General features: G+C 64.1%; 12 protein-coding genes. 10 read left to right on the top strand and 2 right to left on the bottom strand.

Annotated elements, in window-relative coordinates:
- Positions 1–30: 30 nt before the first annotated feature.
- From QRN51_RS13520 to proC, 7 genes are all read left to right on the top strand, one after another.
- Positions 31–672 (top strand): ArsR/SmtB family transcription factor, encoded by a 642-nt coding sequence (locus tag QRN51_RS13520; RefSeq protein WP_059389506.1) that lies wholly within the window; start codon positions 31–33, stop codon positions 670–672.
- A gap of 119 nt (positions 673–791) precedes the next feature.
- Positions 792–3,518 carry a type I DNA topoisomerase gene (gene topA, locus QRN51_RS13525; RefSeq protein ID WP_284990357.1) on the top strand — a complete coding sequence of 909 codons (2,727 nt, stop codon included), beginning with the start codon at positions 792–794 and terminating at the stop codon, positions 3,516–3,518.
- A 144-nt stretch (positions 3,519–3,662) separates the two neighbouring features.
- Positions 3,663–4,721 carry a hypothetical protein gene (locus QRN51_RS13530; RefSeq protein WP_284990358.1) on the top strand — a complete coding sequence of 353 codons (1,059 nt, stop codon included), beginning with the start codon at positions 3,663–3,665 and terminating at the stop codon, positions 4,719–4,721.
- Between the two features lie 120 nt (positions 4,722–4,841).
- Positions 4,842–5,333, top strand: a complete 492-nt coding sequence (locus tag QRN51_RS13535; protein WP_284990360.1) for an SseB family protein — start codon at positions 4,842–4,844, stop codon at positions 5,331–5,333.
- 71 nt (positions 5,334–5,404) lie between these two features.
- Entirely contained in the window at positions 5,405–6,469 is a 1,065-nt protein-coding gene (locus QRN51_RS13540; protein ID WP_084784591.1) for a Ppx/GppA phosphatase family protein, read from the top strand.
- A 1-nt stretch (position 6,470) separates the two neighbouring features.
- Entirely contained in the window at positions 6,471–7,307 is an 837-nt protein-coding gene (locus tag QRN51_RS13545; protein ID WP_059389509.1) for a sugar phosphate isomerase/epimerase family protein, read from the top strand.
- A gap of 252 nt (positions 7,308–7,559) precedes the next feature.
- On the top strand, positions 7,560–8,390 hold the full coding sequence (gene proC / locus QRN51_RS13550) for a pyrroline-5-carboxylate reductase (RefSeq protein WP_284990361.1): 831 nt from the start codon (positions 7,560–7,562) through the stop codon (positions 8,388–8,390).
- A 15-nt stretch (positions 8,391–8,405) separates the two neighbouring features.
- Here proC and QRN51_RS13555 read toward each other — a convergent pair whose 3' ends face one another.
- Together QRN51_RS13555 and QRN51_RS13560 are read right to left on the bottom strand one after the other, a co-directional pair.
- Complete coding sequence (locus tag QRN51_RS13555; RefSeq protein ID WP_171983496.1) at positions 8,406–9,044, bottom strand: potassium channel family protein; 639 nt, start codon at positions 9,042–9,044, stop codon at positions 8,406–8,408.
- Between the two features lie 40 nt (positions 9,045–9,084).
- Positions 9,085–10,518: a TrkH family potassium uptake protein gene (locus QRN51_RS13560; protein ID WP_284990362.1), complete on the bottom strand. Its 1,434-nt coding sequence runs from the start codon at positions 10,516–10,518 to the stop codon at positions 9,085–9,087.
- A gap of 111 nt (positions 10,519–10,629) precedes the next feature.
- On the opposite strand from QRN51_RS13560, the gene QRN51_RS13565 reads away from it, so the two are divergent.
- The 3 genes from QRN51_RS13565 to gdhA all read left to right on the top strand — a co-directional run bounded on the left by QRN51_RS13565 (position 10,630) and on the right by gdhA (position 14,232).
- Positions 10,630–11,841, top strand: a complete 1,212-nt coding sequence (locus tag QRN51_RS13565) for an acetoin utilization protein AcuC (protein WP_284990363.1) — start codon at positions 10,630–10,632, stop codon at positions 11,839–11,841.
- A gap of 96 nt (positions 11,842–11,937) precedes the next feature.
- Positions 11,938–12,522, top strand: coding sequence for an ArsR/SmtB family transcription factor (locus QRN51_RS13570; protein ID WP_284990364.1), 585 nt, complete (start codon positions 11,938–11,940; stop codon positions 12,520–12,522).
- A 372-nt stretch (positions 12,523–12,894) separates the two neighbouring features.
- The gene (gdhA, locus tag QRN51_RS13575) at positions 12,895–14,232 is read left to right on the top strand and encodes an NADP-specific glutamate dehydrogenase (RefSeq protein WP_284990365.1); all 1,338 of its coding nucleotides are present in this window, start codon (positions 12,895–12,897) and stop codon (positions 14,230–14,232) included.
- Positions 14,233–14,339: the final 107 nt, after the last annotated feature.

Raw genomic sequence — 14,339 nt, forward strand, 5'->3', positions numbered from 1 at the left:
TGCGGCGCCCCCGGCGGATAAACTGTTCCGGTGAATGAAGACAATGGGGTATCCACCGGGCTGGCATCCCCGAAGCGCCGGAAACGGCCCGAGAAGACGGTGGAGATCACCGACCCAAAAGCGATCCGTGCCCTTGCGCATGCCGCCCGGCTTGAGGTCATCTCAGAGCTGTATTCCACGCAACTGAGCCGCACGGCCACAGAGCTCGCCGCGCAGACCGGGCTCACGCCGAGCGCCATGAGCTACCACCTGCGGGCCCTCCAGAAATGGGGCATCGTTACTGCCGCGGACAACGAGGGCGATGCACGCGAACGCCGTTGGAAGGCCGCGGGTTCGGACTTCACCATCAAATCCGGCGGCAACGCTCCGAGCCCGGAGATCGCCGTCGTCGAACTCGAACTGGACGCTTTCCGGCGTCGGGCGACTGCATTCACCCGGGCCCGTGGTGAGCGGCGCCAGCGGGGCGAGGCCGCGAACGAGGCAGCCGCCATGGTGTTGTCCAGCGATCTGCTGTACTTGACTCCGGATCAGCGGACGGATCTCAAGGCCAAATTCCAGGAACTCATCAGGTCATATGAGCTCGAGGATCCCACGCGGATTCCCGAAGGAGCGGTGCGAATCGCTACGATGTGGTCGATGATTCCGGACGACCGGACGCCGGCTTCAAGCTAACCCAGAACACTGTTCCTCCACAGCACTTGTGCACATGGAAACGCACGATTCTGCAAAATATGGTGAACTAGGCCAATATGGGCACGAGCCCAAGCAATTCATTTTTCTGTAGGAGAACCGTGCCCAGCAAGGCAAAAACCGGCAAGAAACTCGTGATCGTGGAGTCTCCGGCCAAGAGCAAGACCATCGCCAAGTACCTGGGCGAGGGCTTCATTGTCGAGGCCTCGATCGGCCACATCCGCGACCTCCCGCAGCCCTCGGACCTCCCTGCAGAACTGAAGAAGACCTCGGTTGGCAAGTTCGCCGTCGACATCGAGAACGACTTCAAACCGTATTACGTGGTGTCTCCGGACAAGAAGAAAAAGGTCGCCGAGCTCAAGGCCCAGCTGAAAGACGCTGACGCGCTCTATCTCGCAACCGATGGGGACCGCGAGGGCGAGGCCATCGCGTGGCACCTCCTGGAGGTCCTGAAACCCAAGGTTCCCGTCTACCGCATGACCTTCGGTGAAATCACCAAGGAAGCCATCCACCGCGCCATGGACAACCTGCGCGACGTTGACAGCGCCCTCGTGGACGCCCAGGAAACGCGCCGCATCCTGGACCGCCTGTACGGTTACGAAATCTCCCCGGTGCTGTGGCGCAAGGTTGCCCGCGGCCTGTCCGCCGGCCGTGTGCAGTCGGTCGTGACCCGCATGGTGGTCGACCGCGAACGCGAACGCATGGCATTCAAATCCGCATCGTACTGGGACCTGACCGGCCAGTTCGGTACCGGCTCCGCGACGTTCAAGGCAAAGCTCGCTGCGGTCGACGGCGCGAAGGTAGCCAGCGGCCGCGACTTCAACGACGACGGCGTCCTCACCTCCGCGAACGCGGTGCACCTCAACGAGGAACTCGCGACGTCGTTGGCCGCCGGACTCGAGAACGCGGACTTCCGCGTCCGTTCCGTCGACACCAAGCCGTACACCCGCCGTCCCGCGGCGCCGTTCACGACGTCGACCCTTCAACAGGAAGCCGGCCGCAAGCTGCGCTTCACCTCCAAGAGCACCATGCAGATCGCCCAGCGCCTGTATGAAAACGGCTACATCACTTATATGCGTACCGACTCGTCCGCCTTGAGCGACGAAGCCCTCACGGCGGCACGCCGCCAGGCCGCCGAGTTGTACGGTCCCGAGTACGTGCCGCAGTCTCCCCGGGTCTACGCCAACAAGGCTGCGAACGCGCAGGAAGCCCACGAAGCCATCCGCCCCGCGGGTGACTCTTTCCGCACCCCGGCCCAGGTGGCAAACCACCTGACTGGCGATGCTTTCCGGCTCTACGAACTCATCTGGAAGCGCACCATCGCCTCCCAGATGGGCGACGCCAAGGGCTCTACCGCCACCATCCGCCTCGGCGCAGTGGCTACCGATGGGCGCGACGCCGAATTCTCGGCCTCCGGCACGGTCATCACCTTCCCCGGCTTCCTCGCAGCCTATGAAGAAGGCAAGGACGAGAGCCGCGGCGACGACGACTCCGACGAAGCCCGGCGCCTTCCCAACGTGGCCAAGGACGATTCCCTCACGGCTTCGGACATCATTGCTATTGGCCACGAGACCTCGCCACCGCCGCGGTACACGGAAGCATCCCTGACGGCGGAGCTGGAAAAGCGCGGCATCGGCCGCCCGTCCACCTATGCGTCCACGATCTCCACCATCCAGGACCGCGGCTACGTCCGGAAGCAGGGGTCTGCGCTGGTTCCCAGCTGGATCGCCTTCTCCGTGATCCGCCTGCTGGAGCAGCACTTCACCGACTACGTGGACTACGAATTCACGGCAGACATGGAAGGCGACCTGGACAAGATCGCCAACGGCCAGGCTGTAGGGGCCGCTTGGCTCAAGCACTTCTACTATGGTGAAGACGCCGATCCCGGCCTGCTGAGCATCGTCAACAACCTTGGTGAAATCGATGCACGCGAGATCAACTCGGTGCCGATTGCCGAGGGCATCACGCTGCGCGTCGGGAAGTTCGGCCCGTACTTGGAAAGTTCGATCCCCACCGTCGACCCCAAGACCGGCGAAGTCGTGGAGTCGGCGCGTGCCAACGTCCCCGAGGACCTCGCTCCGGACGAGCTCACTGCGGCCAAGGCCGTGGAGCTCATGGAAACGGCTGCCCCCGAGGAACGCGTCCTGGGCGCGGACCCGCACACCGGACACACCGTGGTTGCCAAGAACGGCCGATACGGCGCCTACGTCACTGAGATCATCCCGGAGATGACCGAGGAGCAACTGGCAAACCAGCCCGTGGAGTACTACAAGAACGGCAAACCCAAGCCGCCGAAGAAGCCCGTCAAGGCAAAGCCGCGCACGGGATCGCTCTTCAAGTCGATGTCCGTTGATTCGGTCACGCTCGACGAAGCCATTCAGCTCATGAGCCTGCCCCGCGTGCTCGGCGCGGACGCCGAAGGCAACCCCATCACGGTGCAGAACGGCCGTTTCGGGCCCTACCTGAAGAAGGGCACGGACTCGCGGTCCATCGGATCCGAGGAAGAGATCTTCACCATCACCCTGGAACAGGCGCTGGAGATCTACTCCCAGCCGAAGCAGCGTGGTGCGCGTGCTGCCGTACCGCCCCTGGCCGAGTTCGGTCCGGACCCTGTCTCGGAGAAGAACATCGTGGTGAAGGAAGGCCGTTTTGGCCCATACATCACCGACGGCGTCACCAACATCACCGTTCCGCGCGCCACGTCCTTGGAGGAGCTGACCCGGGAGCAGGCCATCGAACTGCTCGCCGAGAAGCGCGCCAAAGGCCCGGTCAAGCGGACCACTACGGCCCGCAAGGCGCCTGCGAAGAAGGCTGCGGCAAAGAAGTAGCTCGCGCCGAGATCGTGGGTGTGGGCCGGGGGCTGCGTTCTGGAACGCAGCCCCCGGCCCACACCCACGTATTGGGTTTCCTGGGTTTCCACATAGCTTGATTGGCCGCTTCCGGGCTCTCCGCCGCTCGCCAAAACTGGTGCAGTGAACAGTTACGGAAACATCGACTCCGTTGTCCCGGTGGACCCGCTCGCGGAAGTTTGGGATTACTTGGAACCGGCGAAATCCCCGGCACTGTCCGCACCACGGGGCCCTCAAGCCGCCGCAGTTCCAGCGCTCACGAGCATTGGCGCGCCTCCGCTTCCGGATGGGAACATGTGGCGGACAGAGGAGTTGCTGTCCCAAGGACTGAGCAAGCGACGTATGAACGAACACCTCCGCTACGGCTCACTGGTAAGGGTCCGCACGGGAGTCATGGTCCGTGGCACGTTCTGGCGTGGGCTTTCGGACGATGACCGGGAGCGCGCCCGGTTGGCGGCGTATTGCCATAGGACCCTCCGCGTCACGGCGGATGGGCTTACGTTCAGCCACACCTCCGCCGCCCGTCTGCACCGTTTGTATTTGTGGAGGGCTGATCAATTGATCCACGTCATCATTCCGTACCACGCAGCGAGCGGATCCCATGCGGCCGACGTCAGGGCTCATTCAGGCGTCCTCCTGCCTGGGCAACGGATCGAGATTGATGGACTTCCAGTGACAGCACTCGACCGCACCGTTCTGGACTGCGCACAGATACTGAACTATCGGCAGGGCCTGATTCTCTTGGACCACGGCTTGAGGCTCGGATGCAACCGTGAGTGGCTCGAGTCAGCGTGTGCCGGTCTAGTCGGTGCCCGGGGAGTCACGGCGTTCCGAAAAGCCTTGGCCTTCGCGAACCCATTGTCCGAATCCCCGGGCGAGACATTGACGCGGGACGCTATCGCGAAGCTCGGATTCCCGGATCCCGTGCTCCAGCTGCGGGTCCAAACACCCCGTGGCGCCTACCGGTTCGACTTCGCGTGGCCGCACCTTCGAGCCGCGCTCGAGTTCGACGGCAAGGCAAAGTACTTCGACTACAAGCCAACTGCGGAAGTGATCTTCGAAGAGCGGCAAAGGGAGAAGCTGCTGGCCGAGCAGGGCTGGCGAATCCTGCGTATTGATTGGAAAGGTCTCTTCGACGAACACGGCCTGAAAGTGCGCCTGCTCAGGCTTCTTCGGGGGTGAGATCGTGGGTTCGGGCCGAGGACTACGTTCCGGAACACAGCCCCCGGCACCCACCCACGATCTCGGCGGCGAGACAGCCGGGAATTGCTTCCGGCGGGGGAACCGTGATCGAGTGGAACCATGACAGATCAGCCTGCAGCCCCGGAATCCCTGCCCTTGAACGACCTTGAGTCCAAGCTCGCAAAGGCCGGGCAACCCGACGCGAGCCCGGTGGACGTCATCCTGGCCTTCCTGAACAACGAGGTCTACATCCTGAGCACCGACTCCCTGGATAAGCCTGACGCCGCCGTGGAGCCTCTTGTCCTCGCCAACTCCGAGGGCCAGCCTGTCCTCGCCGTGTTCAGCCACCCGAGCCGGGTGGAATCGCACTTCCTCGAAGCCGCGCCCAACGTCCTGGGCACCCACGGTTCAGCGATTCTGGACAGCATCGGCGACGAGCTGGGCTTGGTGATCAACCCCGGCAGCGAGCACGGCTTCGAGATGGGCCCCGAAGGCATTGCGAACGTCCGCCGCGACTTTACCCGCGCGGACGAAGCCGAAGAAGCCCACGAAGCCACCGCCCCGGCCGCAGATGTGGACGCGGAATCACGCACCGGCGGACCCCAGGATTAATTGACTAACCGCCGGCACGAATCGGCAGTCGTAGTTGCTTCACACGCTTCGAATCGGGGAATAATGGCAGAATGCGTCTTGGCGTCCTAGACATCGGTTCCAACACCGTCCATTTGCTTTTGGTGGACGCGCATCCGGGCGCACGCCCGGTCGCGTTTGCCTCCCACAAGCGACCGCTTTCGCTGGTTCAGTTCCTGGACGCCGACGGTAACATCAACGACGCCGGACAACACGAGCTCATCGAATTCGTCCTCGAAGCGTGGGAGTTCGCAGCCCGCCACAAGGCCGAGGATCTCCTGGCATTTTGTACCTCGGCCATCCGCGAAGCCACCAACGGCGTCGAGGTCCTTGCCCGGGTGAAGCACGAGACCACTGTGACCCTGCAGGAACTGACAGGCAGCGAAGAAGCGTCCATGACGTTCTTCGCGGTCCGACGCTGGTACGGCTGGGGCGCCGGTCCGATCCTGGACCTGGACATCGGTGGCGGCTCCTTCGAAATGGCGTTTGGTCAGGACGAATTGCCCGAGCTCGCGGTGTCAGTGCCGCTTGGTGCCAGCCGTTTGACGAGGGACTGGCTCCACAATGACCCGCCCACGGCAAAGAGCGTCAAAGAGCTGCGCAAGTATATTCGCCACACTCTCAAGCCGGTGGTGCGCGAGTTCAAGCAATTGGGCCGGGCCAACCTGGTGGCCGGGACCTCCAAGACCTTCCGTTCGCTTGCACGCATCGCAGGGGCGGCCCCCAGCGGCGCCGGTCCGTACGTCAAGCGGGAACTCCACGCCACGGACTTGGGCCTCTGGGCCCAGCGGATCTCGGCGATGACCGTCGAGGACCGGCTCTACCTCCCGGGCGTCTCGGATGCACGGGCGGCGCAGATCCTTGCGGGTGCGCTCGTCGCTGAGGCCGCATTGGAAATGTTCGAGTTTCCCAGCATGGAGATCTGCCCTTGGGCCTTGCGCGAGGGATTGATCCTGCGCCGGCTCGACCAGCTGATCTTCGATGGCCCGCTAGCCCCGGCTCCGCATGTCGGGCTCGGAGGCGCGGTACCGGTACCACGCCTGGGCGCCAACACCGGAACGGCCGCGCCAGCGGCAGTATCCATACCAATCCCCATCGCCGGGAGGCAGGCCAACTAACATGAGCACCGACGTCGAGCATTCCGAAGAAGACACGCCGAGGATCCCGGTGGCGCTATCCAGTGCCTCTGTCTATCCGCTCAGCGTCCATGACGCCTTTGCCGTGGCCCAGGACCTGGGGTACGACGGCGTCGAGGTGATGGTGACCAACAACGCCACCAGCCAGAACCCGGATGCACTCATCCAGCTAAGCCATCGATACGACCAGCAGATCGTCTCCATCCACGCGCCCACCTTGCTGCTGACCCAGCAGGTTTGGGGTCCGGCGTGGAACAAGATCGAGATGTCCTGCCAGATGGCGCGCGAAGTCGGCTGCAACACTGTAGTGGTCCATCCGCCGTTTCGGTGGCAGTCGAACTATGCGGAGAACTTTGCTGCCGGTGTGCGCGAGATCGCCGCGATGTACCAGGTGCACATCGCGGTAGAGAACATGTATCCGTGGCGTGTGCGCGGCCGGGAGGCGCTCGCTTACCTGCCGCACTGGGATCCGATGGGGCAGGATTACGACGACGTCACGTGGGACTTCTCGCACGCCGCCACCGCGGGTGCCAACAGCCTTGAGGCGATCCGGGCGCTCGGGAGCAAGCTGCGCCACGTCCACCTCACCGACGGTTCGGGCTCGGGCAAGGACGAGCACTTGATCCCGGGTTACGGGACCCAGCAGTGCGCCGAGGCGCTGCAGTATCTCGCATCCAACGGATTCGAAGGCACCGTGGTTGCCGAGATCTCCACGCGCAAGGCCAAAGCCGCCGGCGAACGCGAAGAGTGGCTCGCCGAAACGCTGCGCTTCGCGCGCCAGCACTTGGGGGCGCCCCTCGTGGGAGCCTTCGAGATCTAGGTTCCTTAAACGAGAAAGCACCGGCGGTCGATACGGGAAAATGGGGGGAAACCCGTTCGACCACCGGTGCTTGTGGCGGACATCCCCATGCCCGCCTCATCACTCGCACCCTCAATGAGGTAACTACTAAGTTACGGAGCGATATTGGGTGCAGCCTGCAATAATCTTGGGAACTAGCTGGGAATCCTCGGCGCCCCTGGACGGTCCTGCATTGGTTCTGCAGCGGAGCAGCTGAACTGGCATCATGGAGCCATGAGCAACCGAATCGCATTCCTTGGCTGTGGGTCCATGAACGAGGCCATTCTGGGGGGCCTGTTGGCTGCCGGAACGGATCCCTCGGACGTCGTCGCCACCGTACGCCGCGCAGAACGCGCCGCCGAACTGGCCGAGCGCCACCATGTCATGACCATCGCCGGGGCCGAGGAACCAGACAACAACAAGCTGGCCACGAAGGGCGCTTCGGTTGTCATCCTGGGTGTCAAGCCTGTGGGCATTGCCGATCTCGCCCGCGAAATCTCACCGTCGCTGGCCAAGAACACCATCGTGATCAGCGTTGCCGCGGCCGTGTCCATCGCCCAGCTGGAAGCTGCCCTGCCGGCGGGCCAGCCGGTCATCCGCACGATGCCCAATACGCCCGCCAAGCTGGGACGCGGGGTAGTCTCCGTTTCGCCCGGGACCAACTGCACCCCCGAGCAGCTCCAGCAGGCCAAGGACATCCTCGCTGCCGCGGGCACGGTCGTGGAAATCCCCGAGGACCAGGTGGATGCCCTGTCCGCCATCAGCGGCTCGGGCCCCGCATACGCGTTCTACCTGGCTGAGGCCATGGCTGCGGCCGGCGTCGAACTTGGCCTGGATCCCGAACTCTCGCTCATGATTTCCCGCGAGACTGTGGCCGGTGCCGGTTTTATGCTCGCTGAGCCCGGAGCAGACCCCACGGCCCTGCGCATTGCCGTGACCAGCCCCAACGGCACCACCGAACGCGCCATCGCGGCCTTCAACGACGGCGGACTACCCGCGATCATCGCCGACGGAGCCCGCGCCGCAGCGGCCCGGGCCGCGGAGATCACACAGCAGCTGGCTTAGTTCCTCGCACCGCAGCTACGGCCGCGCAGCGAACCGTTCCAGGAGGTCCACGTGCCCTGACACAATCAGCATGTCGCGGCCGGAGACCTTCGTGTCCGGCCGGGCGTAGGTGAAGTCTTCGCCCGGGGATTTCACGCCAACAATGGTCACGCCGTACTTGGAACGGACCTTGGACTCATCCAGCGTGAAGCCCACGGTTTCCTTGGGCGGGTACATTTTCACGATGGCGAAATCGTCGTCGAACTCGATGAAGTCCAGCATGCGCCCCGAGACCAGGTGTGCTGCGCGCACTCCGGCGTCGGCCTCGGGGTAGATGACATGGTTGGCGCCGATGCGCGTGAGGATCTTGCCGTGTGAGGCCGTGATCGCTTTCACCCAGAGGTGTTCGATGCCCAGATCCACGAGGTTCACCGTGATGAGCACCGAGGACTCGATCGAGGTTCCCACACCCACTACGGCGGAGCTGAATTCCTGCGCGCCGAGCTGGCGGAGGGCATCGATGTTGGTGGCGTCCGCCTCGACGACATGGGTCAGCACGGAAGCCCAATTCTGGACGAGCGTGCGGTCCCGCTCGATGGCCAGGACTTCGCGTCCCTGCTTGACGAGCTGCTCGGCGGTGGCTGCACCGAATCGGCCCAAGCCGATCACCAGCACGGGCGCGTTGTGCGCCGGCCGGTTGGGGGCGCCTGTTGAATTAGCCAATGATCGGCCTCTCTTCCGGGTAATGGAATAGCTGCCTGCGCTGGCGGAGGGCCAGGGCGGAGGCAAGGGTTATGGTGCCGATGCGGCCGGCGAACATGAGGGCGGCGAGGACGTAGACCCCCGCCGGCGGCAGTTCCGCGCTGAGGTTCGTGCTGAGTCCCACGGTGGCAAAGGCTGAAATGGTTTCGAAGAGTACCCGGTCCAGGCTGGCGCCGCTGATGGCCAACAGCAGGAATGCGGATACGCATACCAAGGTGGCGCCGGCGACGATCACCGAGATGGCTACCCGCATGGTGCCCTCGGGGATCGTGCGGCCGTAGACCTTGACGTCGTCGTCGCCACGCGCCTCAGCGACGATGGCGAGGAACATGACCGCGATGGTTGTCACCTTGATGCCGCCGGCCGTCGACGCCGAACCGCCGCCGGCGAACATGAGCGCGTCCGACAGCAGCCTCGTGGTCGAATCCATGTGCCCCTGGTCGACCAGGTTGAAGCCACCGGAGCGCGTCATGACCGAGGCGAAAAGGGAATGCGTGATCTTGTCGCCGACGCTCATGTTGGCGATGGTGTTGGTGTTGTCCCACTCCATCAAGGCCCAGAGGACTGCGCCGGCAATGAGGAGGATCAGGGAAACCTGGATGGTCAGCTTGGTGTGGAGGCTCCACTTCCTCCAATTCAGGCCGTGCCGCCGGAGCACCAGCATCACCGGAAAGCCGAGGCTGCCGAGGAACACTCCAAGCATGAGCGGCACGAGAATCCACAGGTCGGTCTCGTACGGCACGATTCCGTCGGAATGGGGTGTGAAACCGGCATTGTTGAAGGAAGAGATCGAGTAGAAGACTCCGTGCCAGACGGCCTGCCAGAAGTCCTCGCCGAGCGTCAGGAACCGGGGAATCATCGCGATGGCCAGGACGGCCTCGATGGTCACGGACGTCGAGATGACGATCCGCAACAATGTACCCACTTCGCCCAAGCGCCCGGCGTTGTTCATGGCCTCCTGGGCAATGAGCTTGCCCCTCACACCGAGCCGTTTGCTGACCATGAGCGCCAGGAGGGAGGCGAGTGTCAGGGTTCCCAATCCGCCGACGAAGATGCCGACGAGAATCACGAGCTGGCCGAAGAAGGTCCAGTGCGTCGCCGTCGACACAACCGTCAAACCGGTCACGCACACGCTCGAGACAGCGGTGAACAGGGCCTGGTGGATGGGAGTGACCGCACCGTCGGCCGATGCCGCCGGCAGGGAAAGCAGGCCGGTGAACAAGAGAATCGCGAAGACGTACGCCGTGAGCGCCAATCGGGCCGGTGAGGAGTTGGCGATGTTGTCGATGAAGTCGCGGATACCCGTGAAAATCCACAGGCCTCCCCGCTCCGGCTGGACGGTTTGCCAGCTGGCCGGGTCTAGGGACCTCGACTGGCTTTGAGTCATGGCAGTGCTGTTCGCTTCTGGTCGATTGATTCTGCTTTCCTGAGTAGTAAACCACTAATCGCCCGCTGTAACGGGGCAGGTGCGTTCCGCCGCTCGGGTAGCCTGTCATTGATGACTTCCTGGGCAGGCCTCCGTCCGTCCCCGCTGCCAACGACGGTGGCGTGGGATCTCGCCATGACCGCATACAATTTCGGTCCCTCGCACCCGATGGCCCCCGCGCGGCTTGAGCTGACGGCCAGGCTCGCCGCGGCGCTCGGACTTTTCGACCTGGAGCATGTGTCCGTCCAAGCGCCTGAGGTCGCGTCCGACGTCGAACTCCTGGCAGTGCACAGCGCCGAATATGTCGCCGCGGTGCGGCGTTCAAGCGAAGATCCGACGACGCCGGACCCGGAACGCGGGCTCGGCACCGAGGATGATCCAGCGTTTGCAGGGATGCACGAGGCCAGCGCCCGGCTCGCCGGAGGATCCTTGCTCGCGGCCGAGGCGATCCTGTCCGGGACCGCGGTCCGGGCCGTCAACTTCGGCGGCGGCCTTCACCATGCCTCCCGAGAGCGGGCCAGCGGCTTCTGTATCTATAACGACGCCGCTCTCGCCGTGCAGAGGCTGCTCGACGGCGGTGTCCGGCGGGTCGCGTACATCGACGTCGACGCCCACCACGGCGACGGCACCCAGAGCATCTTCTGGAACGACCCCAGGGTCCTGACGATTTCCCTGCACGAAAGCGGGCTCTCGCTGTTCCCGGGAACGGGATTCGCCAACGAGATCGGCGGCCGGGACGCCCTGGGGACGGCCGTCAACGTGGCGTTGCCTGCGTGGACGGGGGACGCAGGGTGGTTGCGCGCCTTCCATGCCGTGGTACCCCAACTCGTGCAGGCCTTTGAACCTGAAGTCATTGTGAGCCAGCACGGCTGCGACTCCCACAAACTTGATCCCCTCACGCACCTCAACCTGAGCGTGGACGGCCAGCGCGAGGCAGCCAACGCCGTCGCGGGCCTCGCCGCCAGGTTCTGCGAAAACCGTTGGATCGCCACCGGGGGAGGGGGGTACGACATCACGGGAGTGGTACCGCGGACGTGGAGCCATTTGATCGGCATCGTGGCCCAACATCCTGTCCAGCTGACGGCTCCGGTTCCGGAGGCTTTCCGGAGCCATGTCAGGGAAAAGTACGGGGATACGGTTCCCGAACTCATGGGCGACGGCGTGGACACATGGTGGCGTTCGTGGGAGGTCGGCTATGACCCGGCTGACGCCGTGGACCGCACCATCATCGCCACCCGCAAGGAAATCTTTCCGCTTTACGGTCTGGATCCCTGGTTCGACTGATAGCTGCTCGGCCGGCCGCGCAAGGCTGGGTCAACGCCGCGCGCATATGCGAAATAGTTGATGCCTTTTGGCGTATATGTCGCTAGGGTGGGAGGCATGGTGACTGACGACGTATTTGCCGTCATTGCTGAGGCAACCCGGCGTGACATTCTGGTTTCCCTCCGCTCTGGGGATAAGGCTGTGGGGGAACTGGTGGAGGAGCTCGCAGCGAGCCAGCCCACCATCTCAAAGCATTTGAAGGTACTCCGCGAGGCGGATCTCGTCAGCATGCGCGCGCAGGGACAGAAACGCTATTACGCGTTGAACCCGAAGCCGCTCGCCGGCGTTGCCAGCTGGCTGGAGACGTTCGACGTCGGTCCGGCCAAGCCCGCGGCCGAAGCCGCTACCCCGTCCCGTACCCCCCGGCCACGCACGGCAGGCCAGGGCGCCACGGGCCAGCCGGATGCCGCGCGGAACCAGACCGACGGCGAGCCGATCGTCGTTTCTCCGGCGAGCACCGACGTCGAGCGCTCGCCTGAAGCCGCTCCCGCCACCGGAGCTGTTGCTGCCGCCGCCGGAATCGACGACACCAGGCCGCAGCAGATCGGCCGCACGGTTGGCCGTGCCGCAACCAAGGCTGCGGACCTCTTGGCGAACCTGCCGAACCTGCCCAACCTGCCGAAGTTCGGGCGGAAGAAGTAGCGGCAAGTTGGCGTGATCCCGTTTACGCCGCGATTGGCTTCTGCCCGATGTTGGTCCGGGAAGTCCCTGCAACCTTTGTGGCCGTGCGCGATCCCCGCCACTTTCAGAGTCATGGGCCGGGCCGGAGGTCCGCTGGCGCAGCCCTTCGGATCTAGTGCCGCCTTTCTGAAGTTGTGGGACGGCTGGCTTCGCGAGGATCTGTTCCTGGGTCATTGGTCCTTTTCGACGGCAAAAGATGCCGACTTCGCCGGGAAATTGTTCGACGTGCTGCTTGGTCGTAATCGGTTCGGATGGAGATTGGCGCGCGTCTGATGCGAGCATGGCGGGGTCGTTTCAGATCCGCCGTTCGGCGCAGAAGTTGTAGGGAGTCACATGGATTCGAGGCTGGAAGCAGTCCGGGACACCGTCTTGGCGCGGAACCCGGGCGAGCTGGAATTTCACCAAGCCGTCACCGAGGTCTTCGAAAGCCTTGGCCCGGTACATGACCGGCACCCGGAATTCCTCGAGGGCGCTGTCCTTGAGCGCCTGTGCGAACCGGAGCGCCAAATCATCTTCCGCGTCCCGTGGACCGACGACGCCGGACGCGTTCACGTCAACCGTGGTTTCCGCGTCGAGTTCAATTCAGCCTTGGGCCCCTACAAGGGTGGACTGCGCTTCCACCCCTCGGTCTACCTGGGCATCGTCAAGTTCCTCGGCTTCGAGCAGATCTTCAAGAATGCCCTGACAGGCATGCCGATCGGTGGCGGCAAGGGCGGCTCTGACTTCGATCCCCGTGGCCGCTCCGATGCCGAAATCATGCGCTTTTGCCAGTCATTCATGACCGAGTTGTACCGCCACATCGGCGAATACACGGACGTTCCTGCCGGCGACATCGGTGTGGGAGGCCGCGAGATCGGCTACCTGTTCGGCCAGTACAAACGCATCACCAACCGCTATGAGTCGGGTGTGCTGACTGGCAAGGGAATGTCGTGGGGCGGCTCCCTGGTCCGTCCGGAAGCCACTGGTTTCGGCACGGTCATCTTTGCCCAGGAGATGCTCAAGACCAAGGGCCGGTCTTTCGATGGCCAACGCGTCGTGGTCTCCGGTTCGGGAAACGTGGCCATCTACGCCATCGCCAAAGCCCAGGCCCTTGGCGCCACCGTGGTGGCCTGTTCCGACTCGGCGGGCTATGTGGTTGACGAGGCTGGCATCGACGTCGCGCTGCTCCGCCAGATCAAGGAGATTGAACGGGGCCGCCTCACTGAATACGCGGAGCGACGCCGGGGCGCCAGTTATGTGGCCGGTGGCTCGGTCTGGGGTGTCAACGGTACCGTTGCCCTGCCGTGCGCGACTCAAAACGAGCTCGACGGCGACGCAGCGGCCAAGCTCGTCAGCAACGGCCTGCTGGCAGTCGCCGAAGGCGCCAACATGCCCTCCACCCGTGAAGCCGTTGCCGTTTTCCAGGACGCAGGCATCCTGTTTGCCCCGGGCAAGGCGGCCAACGCCGGTGGCGTAGCAACGTCGGCCTTGGAGATGCAGCAGAACGCCAGCCGCGATTCCTGGTCCTTCGAACACACGGAAGCCCGCCTGACGGAAATCATGGTGGGCATCCACGATCGCTGTGCCGCAACCGCGGAGGAATATGGCGCCCCGGGCAACTATGTCCTGGGTGCCAACATCGGCGGCTTCGTGAAGGTCGCCGACGCCATGCTGGCACAGGGCCTGATCTAGCGCGCCGCGCCCACCGAACCCACCCTGCCCACCCGCCCAACCCGGCCCACCCGCCCAACTGACTCGCATTTGTTGACCCTTCTATAGTTGTCAAGCGTTGCAGGGGG

The sequence above is a fragment of the Arthrobacter sp. efr-133-TYG-120 genome, from assembly GCF_030209785.1.
In the GTDB taxonomy this organism is placed as follows: domain Bacteria; phylum Actinomycetota; class Actinomycetes; order Actinomycetales; family Micrococcaceae; genus Arthrobacter.

Excerpts from the sequence above, each read along its gene's own strand:
- QRN51_RS13565 (WP_284990363.1), top strand. The coding sequence starts at position 10,630 with ATGACTTCCTGGGCAGGCCTCCGTCCGTCCCCGCTGCCAACGACGGTG.
- proC (WP_284990361.1), top strand. The coding sequence starts at position 7,560 with ATGAGCAACCGAATCGCATTCCTTGGCTGTGGGTCCATGAACGAGGCC.
- QRN51_RS13560 (WP_284990362.1), bottom strand. The coding sequence starts at position 10,518 with ATGACTCAAAGCCAGTCGAGGTCCCTAGACCCGGCCAGCTGGCAAACC.
- QRN51_RS13570 (WP_284990364.1), top strand. The coding sequence starts at position 11,938 with ATGGTGACTGACGACGTATTTGCCGTCATTGCTGAGGCAACCCGGCGT.
- QRN51_RS13540 (WP_084784591.1), top strand. The coding sequence starts at position 5,405 with ATGCGTCTTGGCGTCCTAGACATCGGTTCCAACACCGTCCATTTGCTT.
- QRN51_RS13535 (WP_284990360.1), top strand. The coding sequence starts at position 4,842 with ATGACAGATCAGCCTGCAGCCCCGGAATCCCTGCCCTTGAACGACCTT.
- gdhA (WP_284990365.1), top strand. The coding sequence starts at position 12,895 with ATGGATTCGAGGCTGGAAGCAGTCCGGGACACCGTCTTGGCGCGGAAC.
- QRN51_RS13545 (WP_059389509.1), top strand. The coding sequence starts at position 6,471 with ATGAGCACCGACGTCGAGCATTCCGAAGAAGACACGCCGAGGATCCCG.